Genomic DNA, 16,715 nt, shown 5'->3' on the forward strand with positions numbered 1-16,715 from the left:
TCCTATCCCTTGCGCGGGCGCGCGCCGAAGATCGCGGTGCCGACCCGGACATGCGTCGCCCCCATCTGGATGGCGGCGGGATAGTCGGCGCTCATGCCCATCGAGAGGATCGGCAGGTTGTGGCGCTCGGCGATGCGGGCCAGCAGGGCGAAGTGCGGCGAAGGCGGGGCTTCCGCCGGCGGGATGCACATCAGCCCCTGGATCGCGAGGCCGTGCGTCTCGCGGCATTCGGAGAGGAGCGTGTCGACCTGGGCCGGCGCGATGCCGCCCTTCTGCGGCTCGTCGCCGGTATTGACCTGGATCAGGAGCTTCGGCGCCCGCCCTGCCCGCTCGATCTCCTTGGCCAGGGCCGCGGCCAGGGAGAGCCGGTCGAGGCCATGGATGACGTCGAACAGCTCGACCGCCTCCCGGGCCTTGTTGGATTGCAGCGGGCCGACGAGGTGGAGTTCCACGTCCGGGTAGCGTTCGCGGAGGGCGGGCCACTTGGCCTTCGATTCCTGCACGTAGTTCTCGCCGAACAGGCGCTGCCCGGCCTCCAGCGCCGGCAGGATGCCCTCGGCGGGGATCGTCTTCGAGACCGCCACCAGGGCGACCGCGGCGGGATCGCGCTCGGCATCCGCCGCCGCCTGGGCGATCTGGTGGCGCACCGCCGCCAGCCCGGCCACGACGTCGGCGGCGTTCGGGGGCGTCGGGACGGCGTCGGAGATCGTGTCGGCCATGCTGCCTCGGTGGGATGCGTTCGGTGAAGCGGTCGGCCCGGGGACTACCATTCCGGACGGGCGCCGCAAGGGCGCCGCGAGCAGGGGAGCCTCAGCAAGCGGCCCGCGGGCAGGGGCGCGCGTATCGGGGCACGGTTCGGCGAAGGAACGCGGAGGGCGGGACGAGGCTCCCGCATGCGACCCGCGCGGCCCGTGTTGACCCCTCCCCTCTCCGTGGTAGTCCGACCCCCAGCCTCTCAGGGCGGGCTCGCGCCGCGCGGGCCGCCCCTCACCCTCAGAACCCCGGCGCCCGGCCCATGACGACCACCCCCGCCCCCAAACCCGCTCCCGAGCGCTACAACGCCAAGGAGACCGAGCCGCGCTGGCAGCAGGCCTGGACCGAGGCGGGCATCTACGCCACGAAGAACGACGACGGCCGTCCGAAATACTACGTGCTGGAGATGTTCCCCTACCCGTCGGGGCGCATCCACATGGGCCACGTGCGCAACTACGCCATGGGCGACGTGGTGGCGCGCTACAAGCGGGCGCGCGGCTTCAACGTGCTGCATCCGATGGGCTGGGACGCCTTCGGCCTGCCGGCCGAGAACGCCGCCATGGAGCGCAAGGTCAACCCGCGCGACTGGACCTACGCCAACATCGCGACGATGCGCGGGCAGCTCCAGAGCATGGGCCTGTCGCTCGACTGGAGCCGGGAGATCGCGACCTGCGACCCCGACTACTACAAGCACCAGCAGCGCATGTTCCTCGACTTCCTGTCCAAGGGGCTGGTGACGCGCCGCACCGCCAAGGTGAACTGGGACCCGGTGGACCACACCGTGCTGGCCAACGAGCAGGTGATCGACGGGCGCGGCTGGCGCTCGGGTGCCCTGGTCGAGCAGCGCGAGCTGACCCAGTGGTTCTTCAAGATCACCGACTTCGCCCAGGACCTCTACGACGCCCTCGACGGCCTGGAGCGCTGGCCCGAGAAGGTCCGGGTGATGCAGAAGAACTGGATCGGCCGCTCGGAGGGACTCGAGGTCCGCTTTGCCCTGGCGGCGGCGCCCGCGCATGTCGATCCCGAGGTGAAGGTCTACACCACGCGGCCCGACACCCTGTTCGGGGCGAAGTTCCTGGCCATCGCCGCCGACCACCCGATCGCGGCGGCCCTGGCCCCGGCCCACCCGGCCCTCCAGGCCTTCATCGAGGAATGCCGGCGCACGGGCACGGCCCAGGCGGCCATCGACACGGCGGAGAAGCTCGGTTTCGACACCGGCCTGACGGTCCGCCATCCGCTCGACCCGTCCTGGCTGCTGCCGGTCTACGTCGCGAACTTCGTGCTCATGGAATACGGCACCGGCGCCGTCTTCGGCTGTCCGGCCCACGACCAGCGCGACCTCGACTTTTCCAACAAGTACGGGCTGGGCAACACGCCCGTGGTCTGCCCGGAGGACCAGGATGCCGGCAGCTTCGTCATCACCGACACCGCCTATGACGGCGACGGCCGGATGATCCATTCGCGCTTCCTCGACGACATGACCACCGACGAGGCCTTCCACGCGGTGGCCAACCGCCTGGAGGCCGAGATCCTCGACGGGGCGCCGGTGGCGCAGCGCAAGGTGCAGTTCCGCCTGCGCGACTGGGGCGTCTCGCGCCAGCGCTACTGGGGCTGCCCGATCCCGATCATCCATTGCGAGGCCTGCGGCCCCGTGTCCGTGCCGGTGGCCGACCTGCCGGTGAAGCTCCCCGACGCGGTCTCCTTCGACGTGCCCGGCAACCCGCTGGAGCGGGACCACGCCTGGCGCAACGTCCCCTGCCCCACCTGCGGGCAGTCGGCGCGGCGCGAGACCGACACCATGGACACCTTCGTGGATTCGTCCTGGTACTATGCCCGCTTCACCGCGCCCTGGCTGCAGGACGCGCCCACCGACCGCAAGGCGGTCGACCAGTGGCTCGCCGTCGACCAGTATATCGGCGGCATCGAGCACGCGATCCTGCACCTGCTCTATGCCCGCTTCTTCATGCGGGCGATGAAGGCCACCGACTGGTCGGGGGTCTCCGAGCCGTTCGACGGCCTGTTCACGCAGGGCATGGTCGTTCACGAGACCTACAAGGACGGCGCCGGGGCCTGGGTGCCGCCCGCCGACATTCGGATCTCGGCCGAATCCGGGACGCGCGAAGCGTTTCACGTGAAAACGGCGGAGCCGATCTCCATCGGCGCCATCGAGAAGATGTCGAAGTCGAAGAAGAACGTCGTCGATCCGGACGACATCATCGCCAGCTACGGCGCCGACACCGCGCGCTGGTTCATGCTCTCCGACTCGCCGCCCGAGCGCGACGTGATCTGGACCGAGGACGGCGTGCAGGGCGCGGCCCGCTTCGTCCAGCGGGTCTGGCGCCTCGTCTCCCTGGCCAGTGCCGTGGAGACGGCGGAGGGCGCGGGCGACGCCGCCCTGCGCAAGGCCGCCCACAAGGCCCTGGCCGCCGTGGAGGAGGATGTGGAGCGCCTGCGCTTCAACCGCTGCGTGGCACATATCTACACCCTGGCCAATGCCCTCGACGAGGCGCTGCGGGGCAGCGTCTCGCGGAATGTCGCCGGGGAGGCGGCCGGCATCCTCACCCAGCTCATCGCCCCGATGATGCCGCACCTCGCCGAGGAATGCTGGCGGGCGCTGGGCCGCGACGGCTTGGTGGCGCAGGCGGCCTGGCCGGAGGTCGAACGGGCGCTCCTGGTGGAGGACAGCGTCACCCTCCCCGTCCAGCTCAACGGCAAGAAGCGCGCGGACGTCACCGTGCCCCGCAGCGCCGACGTCGCGGCGGTTCAGGCCCTGGTGCTCGCCGACGAGGCGGTGCAGCGCGCCCTGGAGGGACGCAACCCGAAGAAGGTCATCGTGGTCCCGGGCCGGATCGTGAATCTCGTGGTCTGAGCGGGTTCCTGTCCTCCCCCACGAGGGAGGGGGACGCCCCCGCTGTCCACACCCCCGATCCGGCGACCACGATCCTGCCGGATAGGAAACGTAAAGCTTGCGCCGAATAGGCTGTCGTCGGACCTCGGTTCGCCGTACAGACGGGCGGGACGAGACAGCGGGACGGCGGCGGGCATGATGCGCTTGGCAAACGGGGCAGGGGCGGTTCGGGCAGCGGTGGCCGGCACGGTCGGCCGGGCCGTGCGGGTCGCCGCCGTCGCCGTCCTGGCGCTCAACCTGTCGGCCTGCTTCCGCCCCCTCTACGGCCCCACCGCCTCGGGCGAGCCGATGGCCGCCCTCCTCGCCTCCGTCCAGGTCGACGACGTGGCGATGGCGCAGGGCCAGGAGCGCCTCGGGCACTACCTGCGCAGCGAGCTCATCTTCGACCTCGACGGCTCGGGCCAGCCCTCGACCAAGCGCTACCGCCTGAAGATGCAGGGCAGCGAATCGGTGCAGACCCCGATCGTGTCCTCGCAGACCGGCCGCGCCGAGGCCGGCACCATCGTGGGAACGGTGAAGTACGCCCTGGAAGACCTCAGCGGCACGAAGATCATCAGCGAGGGCGTGGCGACCTCGACCGCCACCTACGACCGCTCGATCCAGCGCTTCGCCAGCCTGCGGGCCGCCCGCGACGCCGAGATCCGCCTCGCCAAGGTCCTGGCCGAGCAGATCAAGACCCGCATCGCCTCCGTGCTGGTGACCAAGCCCTGAGCCGGACCGCCCCGTGACCGCCGTCAAGGCCAGCGACGTCGACGGCCTGATCCGCCGCGGGCCCGACCCGCGCATCGCCATCCTGCTCGTCTACGGCCCGGATACGGGCCTCGTCTTCACCCGTGCCAAGGCGCTGGCGGAAGCCTTCGTCAGCGATCCGGGCGATCCCTTCGCCCTGGTGAAGATCGATGGCGACGTGCTGGCCCAGGATCCCGGCCGCCTCGTGGACGAAGCCGGCACCGTCGGGCTGTTCGGCGGCACCCGCACGATCTGGGTCCGCTCCGGGAGCCGCAACTACGCCCCCGCCGTGGAGGCCGCCCTCAAGGCCGAGATCCGGAACGCCCGCATCGTGGTGGAGGGCGGCGACCTCGCCAAGAGCGCGCCCCTGCGGACCCTCTGCGAGAAATCCCCGAAGGCCCTCGCCCTGCCCTGCTACCCGGACGACGAACGGGCGCTCGGCGACCTCATCGACCGCACCCTGCAGGACCAGGGCCTGCACATCGCCCGCGAAGCCCGGGACGTCCTCGCCACCAGCCTCGGCGGCGACAGGGGCGCCAGCCTGTCGGAGATCGAGAAGCTCGCCCTCTACGCGCGGGGCCAGGGCAGCGTCAGCCTCGACGACGTCGAGGCGGTGGTCAGCGACGTCGCCGGCAGCGTCCTCAATACGCTGATCGACGCCGCCTTCGCCGGGCGCAGCGGCGAGGTCGAGCGCGACTACCGGCGCTTCCGCCACGAAGGCATGGACCCCTCCGTCATGCTCGGCTCGGCCCTTCGGCACGCCCTGACGCTGCTGGCCACGCGGCTCGCGGGGGAGGGGCAGAGCGCCGGTGTGATGGTGGCCAACTGGCGCGGCCTGCATTTCCGGCGCAAGGCGCTGGTCGAGACGCAGCTCGCCCGCTGGTCGCCCCCGGCCCTGCGGCACGCGATCCAGCTGCTGCAGGATTCCGTGCTCGCCTGCCGCCGCGCGGACCCGGACCTGGCCCACGCCCACGCATCGAGCACGCTCCTGCGCATCGCCACCGAGGCCGCCCGGCGGCGATAGGGGTCAGGCCGTCAGGCCTCTGCCTGCCCGACGTCGAAGCGCCGGCACAGGGCCTCGAGCTCGGCGGCGGTCTCGTAGCGGATGCGGATCTCGCCCGCTCCCGCCACCTTGGACTTCACCGCGACGGTCATGCCCAGCGCCCGGGCCATGGCCTGTTCCAGGGTCCGGATCTCGGCGTCCTTCTCGGCCGCGCGACGGGGCCGGCCGGGGCGGGGGCCATCGCCCTCGGGCACCTCGGCGGAGGCCAGCGCCTCGACCTCGCGGACGGACAGGCCCTCCTCCACGATCCGGCGGGCGACGCCCTCGGCATCGCGCACGGCCAGCAGGGCACGGGCGTGGCCGGCCGTGATCTCGCCGGCCACGACGCGGTCCTGGATGGCCGGGGCGAGCTGGAGCAGACGCAGGGTGTTGGCGAGGTGGCTCCGGCTCTTGCCGAGGATCTCGGCGAGCTCGCTCTGGCTGTACTGGAACTCGCTCATCAGCCGCTCGTAACCGGCGGCCTCCTCGATGGCGTTGAGGTCGGTGCGCTGGACGTTCTCCAGGATGGCGAATTCGAGCGAGGTCCGGTCGTCGATCTCCACGGTGACCACCGGCACCTCGTGGAGCCCGGCCCGCTGGGCCGCGCGCCAGCGGCGTTCGCCCGCCACGATCTCGTAGGTGTCGGGCACGCCGGGCATGGCCCGAACGACGATCGGCTGGATGATTCCGCGCAGCCTGATTGAGGCCGACAGCTCCTCGAGATCCGCCTCGTTGAAGCGGCGGCGCGGATTGCGCGGGTTCGGGCGCAGGAACTCGACCGCAACCTTGCGCTGCGCCTGGGACTTGTTCGCCTCCGCGTTGTCGTCGCCGAAATCGCCGATCAGGGCCGCGAGGCCGCGCCCGAGCCGGGGCCGCACCACATCATCCGCCATCGCCACCTGCTTCAACTCCGAACCTTCGGGAAACGCTCGTCACACAAGGGGGCAGGGCGCCCCCGCATCGTCACGCGGCGACGGGCAGGCGCCCCTCGCGCTGGATGATCTCGGAGGCGAGGCGCAGATAGGCCTGCGAGCCCGCGCATTTGAGATCGTAGAGCAGCACGGGCTTGCCGTGCGAGGGCGCCTCGGACACGCGCACGTTGCGCGGGATCATGGTCTCGTAGACCTTCTCGCCCATGAAGCTGCGCACATCGGCCACCACCTGCGCCGAGAGGTTGTTGCGCGGATCGAACATGGTCAGGACGATGCCCTGGATGGTCAGGCGCGGATTGAGCGCGCCGCGTACCTGCTCGACCGTGCGCAGCAGCTGGCTCAGTCCCTCCAGGGCGAAGAACTCGCATTGCAGGGGCACCAGCACCGCGTCGGAGGCGGCCAGGGCGTTGATGGTGAGGAGGTTCAGGGAGGGCGGGCAGTCGATCAGCACGTAGGTGACCCCCCCCGTGGCACCGGATTCGCCGACGCCCTTCAGGACGTTGCGCAGGCGGTGGGCCCGGTCGGGCGCGCTCGCCATCTCCAGCTCCAGGCCGAGGAGGTCCATGGTGGAGGGCGCCACCATCAGGCGCGGCACCACCGTCGGGATGCAGGCTTGACCCAGGGACGCCTCGCCCGCCAGCACGTGGTAGGTCGAGACCTTGCGCTGGCGCCGGTCGATGCCGAGGCCCGTCGAGGCGTTGCCCTGCGGATCGAGATCGATCACCAGGACGCTCTCGCCGATGGCGGCCAGAGCCGTGCCGAGGTTGATCGCGGTCGTCGTCTTGCCGACGCCGCCCTTCTGGTTGGCGAGGGCCAGGATGCGCAGCGGCCGATCCGGATGGCCTCCGGTCGTCGGTACGGGAGTCGGATCGCTTGTCATGAATCCACGCGAGATAGGGTCGTGACGCGGACGATCCGCGCTTCCGACTCGGTTCGGCTCGGCACGAGATCGTAAACGAATCTCCACCGTTGCGCGGCCTCGGTCAATTCCGATTGGACATCCCGTCCTTTCGGAAACAGGCCGACCGTGCCGGTTGTCAACAGCGGCTCCGCCCAGGCGAGCAGCTGGGCGAGGGGCGCGAGTGCCCGGGCGCAGACCACCGCGACGCCGCGATGGGCGTCGATGACCCCCTCGATCCGGGCGTTGTGGACTTTCGCCGGTGCGCCGGTGAGGCGGGCGGTCTCGGTGAGGAAGGCGCATTTGCGCGCGTTGCTCTCCACGAGATCGACCTGAAACCGGGGGCGATCGTGACCCGCGATGGCGAGGACGAGGCCGGGCAGACCGGCCCCGGCCCCAAGGTCGAGCCAGGTCTCCGCCTCCGGGGCGATCTCCAGGAGCTGGATCGCATCGGCGATGTGGCGGGTCCAGACTTCGGAGAGGGTCGCAGGCCCGACGAGGTTCTTCACATTCTGCCAGCGCCGCAGCTGCTCGACATAGAGGTCGAGGCGCCGTGCTGTTTCACGTGAAACACCCGCGGTCGCCAGGACCCGATCTCGGTCGCGGTCGCGGTCGCGATCAGAGGCCATGGCCGGCCCCGCGCTCCGCCCGGCGGGCATGGGCGGCCAGGAGGGTGAGGGCGGCCGGCGTGACGCCCTCGATCCGTGCCGCCTGCCCCAACGTCCCCGGCCGTACGGCTTCGAGCTTCAGACGCATCTCGTTCGAAAGCCCGGGGATGCCGGCATAATCCAGGCGGATCGGCAGGGCGACCGCCTCGTCGCGGCGGAAGGCGGCGATGTCCGCCTGCTGCCGGTCGAGATAGACGGCGTAGGTCGCATCCGTGCAGAGCCGCTCGGCCACGCGGGGTGGGACCGGAGACAGTTCCGGCCAGACCGCGCAGAGGCGCGCCCAGTCGATGTCGGGGTGGGACAGGAGCTGGAAGGCGGAGCGGCGGATGCCGTCCTGGTTGAGCTCGATCCCGGCGGCCCGCGCTTGGTTCGGGGTCAGGCTCAGGCTGTCGAGCCGGGCGCGCGCGGTGTCGAGCGCCGTCTGCGCCACGGCGAAATGGGCGGCTCGATCTTGCCCGATGCAGCCGAGGGCCGCGCCCTTCGGCGTCAGGCGCTCGTCGGCATTGTCGATGCGCAGGGAGAGCCGGTACTCCGAGCGCGAGGTGAACATGCGGTAGGGCTCGCTCACCCCGTGGGTGACGAGGTCGTCGATCATCACGCCGAGATAGGACTCGGCCCGGTCGAAGGTGGTGAGCGCCCAGCCGCCGGCGAGGCGTGCCGCGTTGATGCCGGCCACCAGCCCCTGCCCCGCCGCCTCCTCGTAGCCCGTGGTGCCGTTGATCTGTCCGGCCAGGAACAGGCCCGGCAGGCGTTTGGCCTGGAGGGTGGCGTCGAGCTCGCGGGGATCGACGTAGTCGTATTCGATGGCGTAGCCCGGCCGCAGGATGGCGGCGCGCTCCAGGCCGGGGATCAGGGCGATGACGTCGCGCTGGACGCTCTCGGGAAGCGCGGTGGAGATGCCGTTGGGGTAGATCGTCGGGTCGTCGAGGCCCTCGGGTTCGAGGAAGATCTGGTGGCCTTCGCGGTCGCCGAAGCGCACCACCTTGTCCTCGATGGACGGGCAATAGCGCGGGCCGCGGCTGGCGATGCCGCCGGAATACATCGGCGAGCGGTGCAGGTTGGCGCGGATGAGATCGTGCACCGCCTGGGTGGTGCGGGTGATCCCGCACTGGATCTGCGGGGTGGTGATCCGCTCCGTCAGGGTCGAGAACGGGACCGGGTCCGCGTCCGCCGACTGCATCTCCAGGCCTGACCAGTCGATGGTGCGGCCATCGAGGCGTGCGGGCGTTCCGGTCTTGAGGCGGCCGAGGGCGAAACCGGTGCGGTCGAGGGTCTGGGCCAGGCCCACGGACGGGGCCTCGCCGACGCGGCCGGCCGGGATCCGAGTCTCGCCTATATGGATCAGGCCGCGCAGGAAGGTGCCGGTGGTCAGGACGACGGCGGCACAGGGGAGCGTGCGCCCATCGGCGAGGATGACGCCGGAGACGCGCCCCTGGGCAAGGGTGAGGTCGGCCACTTCCCCCTCGATCACGCGCAGGTTCGCGGTCTCGGCGATGGCCGCCTGCATGGCGCGGGCATAGAGCTTACGGTCGGCCTGGGTGCGCGGGCCGCGCACGGCCGGCCCCTTGCGCCGATTGAGCAGGCGGAACTGGATCCCGGCGGCATCGGCGGCGCGGCCCATCAGCCCGTCCAGGGCATCGACCTCGCGCACGAGGTGGCCCTTGCCCAAGCCCCCAATGGCCGGGTTGCAGGACATCGCGCCGATGGTGGCGGCTCGATGGGTGACGAGGGCCGTGCGGGCTCCGATCCGTGCGGCGGCGGCCGCGGCCTCGACGCCGGCATGGCCTCCACCGACGACGATGACGTCGTAGGAATCAGGTATGTGGTGCATGGGATCGATTAAGCGGCTGGGGTGCGGATGGTCAACGCATGGATGCGCCGCAGCGTGGTTTTCACGTGAAACCGGAGCCTCGTGCCCCCGCGGTCACAGGGCGCCGAATGGCTCGCTCATTTGCCGATGCAGAAGCCGGAGAACAGCCGGTCCAGCATCTCCTCGACACCCACATGCCCGGCTACCTCTCCGAGAGCCCGAACGGCGAGCCGCAGGTCTTCGGCGGCGAGCTCGGGCAAGGCGACGCCGGCCAGGAGACGGTCGAGATGCGCGCGGCAGCGGGTCAGTCCGAGCCGGTGACGCTCGCGCGTGATGAGGGCATCGCCGCTTCCGACGGCCTCAGCGGCCCGCGCCTCGATCGCCGCCATCAGCCGATCGAGCCCCGACCCCGTCAACGCGGAAATGCCGATCTGGGTGTCCGGGACGGCTCCGGCCGGCACGAGGTCGCGCTTGCTGCGGACGCGCAGGACCGACCCGTCGAGCGGCGGCATGTCCACCCCCGCTTCCCCCTCCGGGCCTTCCAGCAGGACGACGAGGTCGGCCTGTTCCATGCGCATACGGGTCCGGCGGATGCCCTCCGCCTCAATGGCATCGCCCGCGTCCCGCAGGCCCGCCGTGTCGACGAGGATCACCGGAAGGCCGCCGAGATCACAGCGGATTTCGATGACGTCGCGCGTCGTCCCGGGCGTCGGGGAAACGATGGCCGCCTCCCGCCGACTCAGCGCGTTCAGCAGGGTGGATTTGCCGGCATTGGGCGGTCCGGCGAGGACGACGGTGAAGCCGTCGCGCAGGCGCTCGCCGCGCCGGGCATCGGCGAGCACCGCCGAGATTTCGTCCCGGATCGTCCGCGCCGCGTCGGCCAGGGTGGCGTCCAGGGCCGCGTCGTCGACATCGCCCTCGTCCGAGAAATCCAGGGCCGCCTCCACGCCGGCGAGCAGGTCGACCAGGCGATGGCGCCAGTCGGCCACGGTCTTGCCGAGCGCGCCGTCGAGCTGGCGCAGGGCCTGGCGCCGCTGCGCCTCGGTCTCGGCATCGATCAGGTCGGCGATCCCCTCGGCCTCGGTGAGGTCCAGGCGGCCATTGAGGAAGGCGCGGCGGGTGAAGGCCCCGGGCTCGGCCGGCCGGCAGCCGGGAATCTCGGCCAACGCCCGCAGGACCGCGCCACGGACCGCGACGCCGCCATGCAGGTGGAGTTCCACCATGTCCTCGCCGGTGAAGCTCGCGGGCGCCGGCATCCAGGCAATGAGGGCCTGGTCGAGCTGCGTGCCGTCGGGCGCGCGTAGGGTGCGGAGGGACAGGCGGCGGGGGGCGGGGAGGGGACCGGCGAGGGAGCGGATCACCGCGGTCGAGGCCGGCCCGCTGATGCGGATGACGCCGACGGCCGACCGGCCAGAGCCGGTGGCGGGCGCGAAGAGGGTGGTCTGTTCGGGCATGGGAGCGACGCCCCGGACGCCGACACCAGTCGCCGTCAATCTATCGTTAACCAGCTAATAAACTGGTTTCGGCCAGAAATCGTTGAACAAAAGTAAAGGGTTGGCGGACCCGGGACATGATGGTCCCGGGGTCGGCCGGGTCGGTCTCAGGTGTTCATCGAGTCGAAGAAATCGTTGTTGCTCTTGGTCTGGCGCAGCTTGTCCATGAGGAACTCGATCGCGTCGGTGACGCCCATCGGGTTGAGGATGCGGCGCAGGACGTAGGTCTTCTTGAGCGCATCCGGCGGCACCAGGAGCTCTTCCTTGCGGGTGCCCGAGCGGGTGATGTCGATGGCCGGGAAGATGCGCTTGTCGGAGACCTTGCGGTCGAGAATGATCTCCGAGTTGCCGGTGCCCTTGAACTCCTCGAAGATCACCTCGTCCATGCGCGAGCCGGTGTCGATGAGCGCGGTGGCGATGATCGAGAGCGAGCCGCCTTCCTCGATGTTGCGGGCCGCACCGAAGAAGCGCTTCGGGCGCTGCAGGGCGTTGGCGTCGACGCCGCCGGTCAGCACCTTGCCGGAGGACGGCACCACGGTGTTGTAGGCGCGGCCGAGGCGGGTGATCGAATCGAGCAGGATGACCACGTCGCGGCCGTGCTCGACGAGGCGCTTGGCCTTCTCGATCACCATCTCGGCGACCTGCACGTGGCGGGTGGCCGGCTCGTCGAAGGTCGAGGCGATGACCTCGCCCTTCACCGAGCGGATCATGTCGGTCACTTCCTCGGGGCGCTCGTCGATGAGCAGCACGATGAGGTAGCATTCCGGGTGGTTGATGGTGATCGACTGCGCGATGTTCTGCATCAGCACGGTCTTGCCGGTGCGCGGCGGCGCCACGATCAGGGCGCGCTGGCCCTTGCCGATCGGGGCGACGATGTCGATGATCCGCGGTGAGAAATCCTTCTTCGGCGGATTGTCCAGTTCGAGCTTGAAGCGCTGCGTCGGGAAGAGCGGCGTCAGGTTGTCGAAATGGACCTTGTGCTTGATCTTCTCCGGGTTCTCGAAGTTGATCGTGTTGACCTTCAGCAGCGCGAAGTAGCGCTCGCCGTCCTTGGGGCCGCGGATCGGTCCCTCGACGGTGTCGCCGGTGCGCAGGCCGAAGCGGCGGATCTGCGTCGGCGAGATGTAGATGTCGTCGGGACCCGGCAGGTAGTTCGAATCGGACGAGCGCAGGAAGCCGAAGCCGTCCTGCAGCACCTCGACGGTGCCCGCGCCGATGATCTCGACCTCCTTGGCAGCGAGCTGCTTCAGGATCGCGAACATCAGCTCCTGCTTGCGCATGGTCGAGGCGTTCTCGACCTCGACCTCTTCGGCGAAGGCGATCAGGTCGGTCGGCGTCTTGGACTTGAGGTCCTGGAGCTTGACCTCGCGCATGCCGTCGAGATCGGCGGCGACGATTCCGCCCTCGGCCGGGCTTTCCACGGGGAGGGTCTCGTACGGTGACGTCATGGGGGATTCAGAACCGGCGGGAAGGGCGAGGCGGGGCAGAGGGTCGGAAATGGCAGTCGGGGAGCTTGGTCGCCGGGCGCCGTTTCGGCGCCGATCAGTCGGTCCGCCTTGGGGAAAGACGGCTCCGCGCATCGTCTTGGCGGAGCCAGGGGCTCACGGATGCAACGCGGCGTAACGAGGAGAGGCCCCAGCGGTAGCGCGTTTCGCGGCTTTTCGCAAGGTCCGTCCGCCGGAGACCGCCCGGCACCTCTCAGCGGCGGCGCAGGCGGACGTAGAGAGCCCCGGCGCCGCCGTGATGGCGGGCCGCCTCCTCGAAGCCGAGGACCACGGTGCGCAGCTCCGGCGCGCGCAGCCAGTGGGGCACGCTGCGGCGGAGCACGCCGCGCTCGGAGAAGGCGTCGTCGTAGGTCGGGCCGCCCTTGCCGGTGACCACGAGGACGTGGGTATGGCCGGCCGCGCGCGCCCGCATCAGGAAGCCGACCAGCGCGCCGTGCGCCTCCGCCTGGTACATCCCGTGGAGGTCGATCCGGGCATCCACCTGGAGGGCGCCCCGGCGCAGGGCGAGGCGGGCGCGGCGCTCCAGGCCCGGCGCCATCGGCGGCGGCGGTGCCGGGACGGGCGCGGGAAGGGCCGACGGCGGGCTCGGCTTCAGCGCTGCGCGCTTGGCGAGGGTCCGCGGCATCGGCTTGGGCGGTGCGGGCTTCGCCGGAACCGGCTTCGCGGCGACGGGCTTGAGTGGCGCGCCCCTGGTCGATGCGGGCGTCGGCGCCGGAACGGGCGTGGCGGCGGGCGGCTTGCCCGTCGCGCCCCGCCCCGTGATGCGGCCGCGCAGGGGGGTGATCAGCCGGGCGATCTCGCCCCACAGGTAGGCGTCCTCGCCGGAGAGGCCGCGCGGGCGCCGGGGCGTCTTCATGGGGCGGATCCGGTCCCCGATCTCGGGAGCAGCACGACGAAGCCGACGGCGTCGCGCAGATTGCCGGCGGCGATCCCGGCCTGCGCGCCGGTGCCGAGGTAGAGGTCGCCCCGCGCCGGGCCGACGATGGCCGAGCCGGTATCGGCGGCGACGACGAGCCGCCCTGGATCGGCGGACCCGGCGATCCGGCCCTCGAGCCAGAACGGCAGGCCGTAGCGCCAGAGGGTGGCGTCCACCGCGAGGTTGCGGCCGGGGCTCAGGGGCACGCCGGCGCCGCCGGGCGGCCCGAGATTCGGGTCGTCGATCTCGGCGAGGCGGAAGAAGATGTAGGAGGCGTTGGCCCGCATCAGCCGGGTGGCATGCTGCGGGTTCGCTCGCAGCCAGCCGGTCCAGCGCGCCAGGGTGAGGCCGTCCAGGGGCAGGTGCCCCTCCGTCACGATGAGCTTGCCGATGGAGGTGTAGGGCCGGCCGTTGCGGCCGTCATAGAGCACTCGGACCGAGCGCCCGTCGATCAGGCGGACCCGGCCGGAGCCCTGAACCTGGAGCACGAACAGGTCGACCGCGTCGCGCAGGTAGAGGAGGGGCCGCGCGCGGGCGCCCAGGGCGCCGTCCTCGATGGCGGCCCGGTCGGGATAGGGCTCGAACCCGTCGCCGACCCGGCGCGCGGCGCGCAAGGACGGGTCGAGGCCGGGCCGGGTCTCGCCGGGCTCCAGGCCGACGAGATCGTCCGGGCGGGCGAGCACCGCGGCGGTGAAATCCGCATTCGGGGTGGCGGACCCGACGAGCTCCGGCTCGAAGTAACCCGTGAGGAAGCCCGTGCGCCGCTCCGGGTTGCCTCCGGCCGCGGGGCGCACGACCCGGTAGGGCGTGAAGGCCTCGGCGAAGAAGCGCGCCGCGTCGGCCTCGGGCACGGTCTCGGCCCGGGCGCAGGCGGCCCGGAGCGCCTCGGGCGCCCCCGTGACGGTGGGGGGCTGGGGCGTCGCCGGCGGGGTCCGGCAGGTCCGGCGGAAGGCCGCGAGCGCCCCGGCGGCGTCGGGGCCGGGAAAGCCCGGCAGGGTCGCGGCCTCGACGGGCTCCAGCACCGCCTCGCCCACGCGAAACGGCTCGGCCGCGGGGGCGGCCGAGCCGGGCGGCGAGGAGGACCGCCGCGGGACGGGAGAACCGGTTCACGCGACCTTGTGCACCGTCGGGCTCAGGCGCCAGCTTCCGTGGCGACGAGCTGCCAGTTCGGGTCGCGGGTGCCCAGGGTGCGGGCGAAGGTCCAGACGTCGGGCACCTCTACCACGGCCTCGGCGCTGCCGTCCGTCACCTGGCCCTGCGCGTTGCGCGTGGCGGTGATGAGGTGGGACAGGAAGTGCACGGTGATCTGCGCGACGCGGTTCTTCACGTCGACGGCCACGATCTCGGCCTTGTCGAGGGAGACGAAGGTGGTCTCCACGGTCTCGCGGCGGGCCTCGCGGGCATCGATCTCGCGCTCGAAGCCCTCGCAGACCTCGCGGGAGAGCAGGCTGCGCAGGGTCTTGCGGTCGCCCTTCGCGAAGGCGATCACGATGGCCTCGTAGGCGCTGCGGGCGCCCTCCACGAAGGCGCGCGGATCGAAGGCGGGCTCGACCTGGACGACGGCCTCGAGGCCCTGGGCGATGGCCGAGCCGGGCTCGGCGATGCCGCGCCAGTCGCGCACATCCGTCTTCACCGCGGTCTGGCCGCGATCGGCCTGGGGCTGGACCCGGTCGGCACCCGGCAGGCGCACGACGTTGTCGCCGTCCCCGCGCGCGGCCGGCGGCTCGGTGCGGCTGCGGTCCACCGGCTTGAACGGCGAGCGCTCCGTGCCGGTCTTCTGCCCGAGTACCGAGCGCAGACGCCAGATGACGAACACCGCCAGGGCGAGGAAGATCAGGGTCGTCAAGTCGAAGGAGTCCTGCATCACTGATCCGATCGTGGCCTTGGCACGAATACGTTACTTCACGGGGCTCTGGAAACCCGGCCCGGGTCCTCGGCCGACAAGCGTGGCCGAGACACGCCCGGCCCGGACAAGCCCCGCCGAGCCGGTCCCGGCCGAAATGGTCCCGACCATGTCGCGCAGTTGCCGGCTCCTGCGCAAGGCGCGGGCCGGCTCCTCACGCGCGGAGTCTCGATCGGGGTCGAACCTCCGGGGTCGTGCGGAGATATGGATATCGCGGACGCCGATTCCAGGCGAGGACGTGCGCCTGCGCCGCCTTGACCCGCCTCGCCTTGTCCCGTGCGGACGAGCGTGATAGCGCGCTATCGCGCCGACCGAGCGGTGACGGCGTGTCGGTGTGCGGCCCGGTCCGCCCGGCTCGGAGCGACCGGGACCGGCGCCTGTCACGGGCTCGCCCTCAGGATCCGAGCGCAGAAGACCCAGGCCGCACCGCGCCCCGACGACCCAGGAAGAGGACAGAACGCCATGGCCGATACTCCGGCACCGAACGGCAACGGTGGCGCCACGGCGCAGACCGACGACGCGACGCCGACGATCAACTCGCTCGCGCAGTACACCAAGGATCTCTCCTTCGAGAATCCGAATGCGCCGCGCTCGCTGCAGCCGCAGGAGAGCGGGCCGCAGATCAACATCCAGGTGAACGTCAACGCCAAGCAGATCGCCGAGTTCGATTTCGAGGTCGACCTGACCCTGGAAGGCGATGCCAAGATCGCCAACGAGGTGCTGTTCGCCTTCGAGCTGACCTATGCGGGCATCTTCCGGATGCGCAACATCCCGCAGGATCAGCTCCATCCGGCCGTGATGATCGAGTGCCCGCGCCTGCTCTTCCCCTTCGCGCGCCAGATCGTCGCCGAGGCCGTCCGCAACGGCGGCTTCCCGCCCCTCTACATCGACCCGATCGACTTCGTCGGCCTCTACCGCCAGAAGGCCATGGAGGCCCAGGCCCAGGGCGAGACCGGCCCGCTCGCCTCGTAAGGGCGCCCCGTCCCTCCGGGCCCGCCCCGCCGGCGCGCGCCCGCGCCCGGGGCGGGCCCGGAGGCCCGTGCGACCCCAAGCCGGAGGATCGAAGGCCGGAGGATCGAAGGCCGGACTTGGCCGTTACTCGGAGCCCGTCCGGTCGCGGCCCGTGCGCCGCCGGTCGCCGGATCGCTCCAGCCCCTG

At 71.3% G+C, this 16,715-nt stretch carries 14 protein-coding genes; 4 read left to right on the forward strand and 10 right to left on the reverse strand.

Annotated features, from left to right (window positions below; all coding sequences use genetic code 11):
* Positions 1-2: 2 nt before the first annotated feature.
* The gene (locus ASF49_RS11215; protein WP_056472266.1) at positions 3-719 is read right to left on the reverse strand and encodes a YggS family pyridoxal phosphate-dependent enzyme; all 717 of its coding nucleotides are present in this window, start codon (positions 717-719) and stop codon (positions 3-5) included.
* 296 nt (positions 720-1,015) lie between these two features.
* On the opposite strand from ASF49_RS11215, the gene leuS reads away from it, so the two are divergent.
* The 3 genes from leuS (at position 1,016) to holA (ending at position 5,414) form a co-directional block, all read left to right on the forward strand.
* Positions 1,016-3,622: a leucine--tRNA ligase gene (gene leuS, locus ASF49_RS11220; protein WP_056472270.1), complete on the forward strand. Its 2,607-nt coding sequence runs from the start codon at positions 1,016-1,018 to the stop codon at positions 3,620-3,622.
* 174 nt (positions 3,623-3,796) lie between these two features.
* Positions 3,797-4,372: an LPS assembly lipoprotein LptE gene (gene lptE, locus ASF49_RS11225; protein WP_243214519.1), complete on the forward strand. Its 576-nt coding sequence runs from the start codon at positions 3,797-3,799 to the stop codon at positions 4,370-4,372.
* A gap of 13 nt (positions 4,373-4,385) precedes the next feature.
* Positions 4,386-5,414 carry a DNA polymerase III subunit delta gene (gene holA, locus ASF49_RS11230; RefSeq protein ID WP_056472273.1) on the forward strand — a complete coding sequence of 343 codons (1,029 nt, stop codon included), beginning with the start codon at positions 4,386-4,388 and terminating at the stop codon, positions 5,412-5,414.
* Between the two features lie 11 nt (positions 5,415-5,425).
* Here holA and ASF49_RS11235 read toward each other — a convergent pair whose 3' ends face one another.
* The 9 genes from ASF49_RS11235 to ASF49_RS11275 form a co-directional block, all read right to left on the reverse strand.
* On the reverse strand, positions 5,426-6,325 hold the full coding sequence (locus ASF49_RS11235) for a ParB/RepB/Spo0J family partition protein (protein WP_056472759.1): 900 nt from the start codon (positions 6,323-6,325) through the stop codon (positions 5,426-5,428).
* Between the two features lie 70 nt (positions 6,326-6,395).
* Positions 6,396-7,244, reverse strand: a complete 849-nt coding sequence (locus ASF49_RS11240) for a ParA family protein (RefSeq protein ID WP_056472277.1) — start codon at positions 7,242-7,244, stop codon at positions 6,396-6,398.
* Complete coding sequence (rsmG, locus tag ASF49_RS11245) at positions 7,241-7,891, reverse strand: 16S rRNA (guanine(527)-N(7))-methyltransferase RsmG (protein WP_056472281.1); 651 nt, start codon at positions 7,889-7,891, stop codon at positions 7,241-7,243. Before rsmG ends, ASF49_RS11240 begins: the two co-directional genes overlap by 4 nt.
* Entirely contained in the window at positions 7,881-9,761 is a 1,881-nt protein-coding gene (gene mnmG, locus ASF49_RS11250) for a tRNA uridine-5-carboxymethylaminomethyl(34) synthesis enzyme MnmG (protein ID WP_056472285.1), read from the reverse strand. Before mnmG ends, rsmG begins: the two co-directional genes overlap by 11 nt.
* Positions 9,762-9,877: 116 nt before the next feature.
* Positions 9,878-11,194 (reverse strand): tRNA uridine-5-carboxymethylaminomethyl(34) synthesis GTPase MnmE, encoded by a 1,317-nt coding sequence (mnmE, locus tag ASF49_RS11255; RefSeq protein WP_056472288.1) that lies wholly within the window; start codon positions 11,192-11,194, stop codon positions 9,878-9,880.
* A 146-nt stretch (positions 11,195-11,340) separates the two neighbouring features.
* Positions 11,341-12,606, reverse strand: a complete 1,266-nt coding sequence (rho, locus tag ASF49_RS11260; RefSeq protein ID WP_431739897.1) for a transcription termination factor Rho — start codon at positions 12,604-12,606, stop codon at positions 11,341-11,343.
* A 325-nt stretch (positions 12,607-12,931) separates the two neighbouring features.
* Entirely contained in the window at positions 12,932-13,594 is a 663-nt protein-coding gene (locus ASF49_RS11265) for a Smr/MutS family protein (protein ID WP_056472292.1), read from the reverse strand.
* Positions 13,591-14,688 (reverse strand): murein transglycosylase A, encoded by a 1,098-nt coding sequence (mltA, locus tag ASF49_RS11270; protein ID WP_056472296.1) that lies wholly within the window; start codon positions 14,686-14,688, stop codon positions 13,591-13,593. The genes ASF49_RS11265 and mltA overlap by 4 nt, the downstream gene beginning before the upstream one ends.
* Before the next feature lie 98 nt (positions 14,689-14,786).
* Positions 14,787-15,518, reverse strand: coding sequence for a Tim44/TimA family putative adaptor protein (locus ASF49_RS11275; protein ID WP_056472300.1), 732 nt, complete (start codon positions 15,516-15,518; stop codon positions 14,787-14,789).
* A 501-nt stretch (positions 15,519-16,019) separates the two neighbouring features.
* Between ASF49_RS11275 and secB the strand changes: the two genes are divergently transcribed.
* Positions 16,020-16,529 (forward strand): protein-export chaperone SecB, encoded by a 510-nt coding sequence (gene secB, locus ASF49_RS11280; protein WP_056472304.1) that lies wholly within the window; start codon positions 16,020-16,022, stop codon positions 16,527-16,529.
* Positions 16,530-16,715: the final 186 nt, after the last annotated feature.

Origin of the sequence: Methylobacterium sp. Leaf104, from assembly GCF_001422885.1 — a bacterium.
GTDB lineage: Bacteria > Pseudomonadota > Alphaproteobacteria > Rhizobiales > Beijerinckiaceae > Methylobacterium.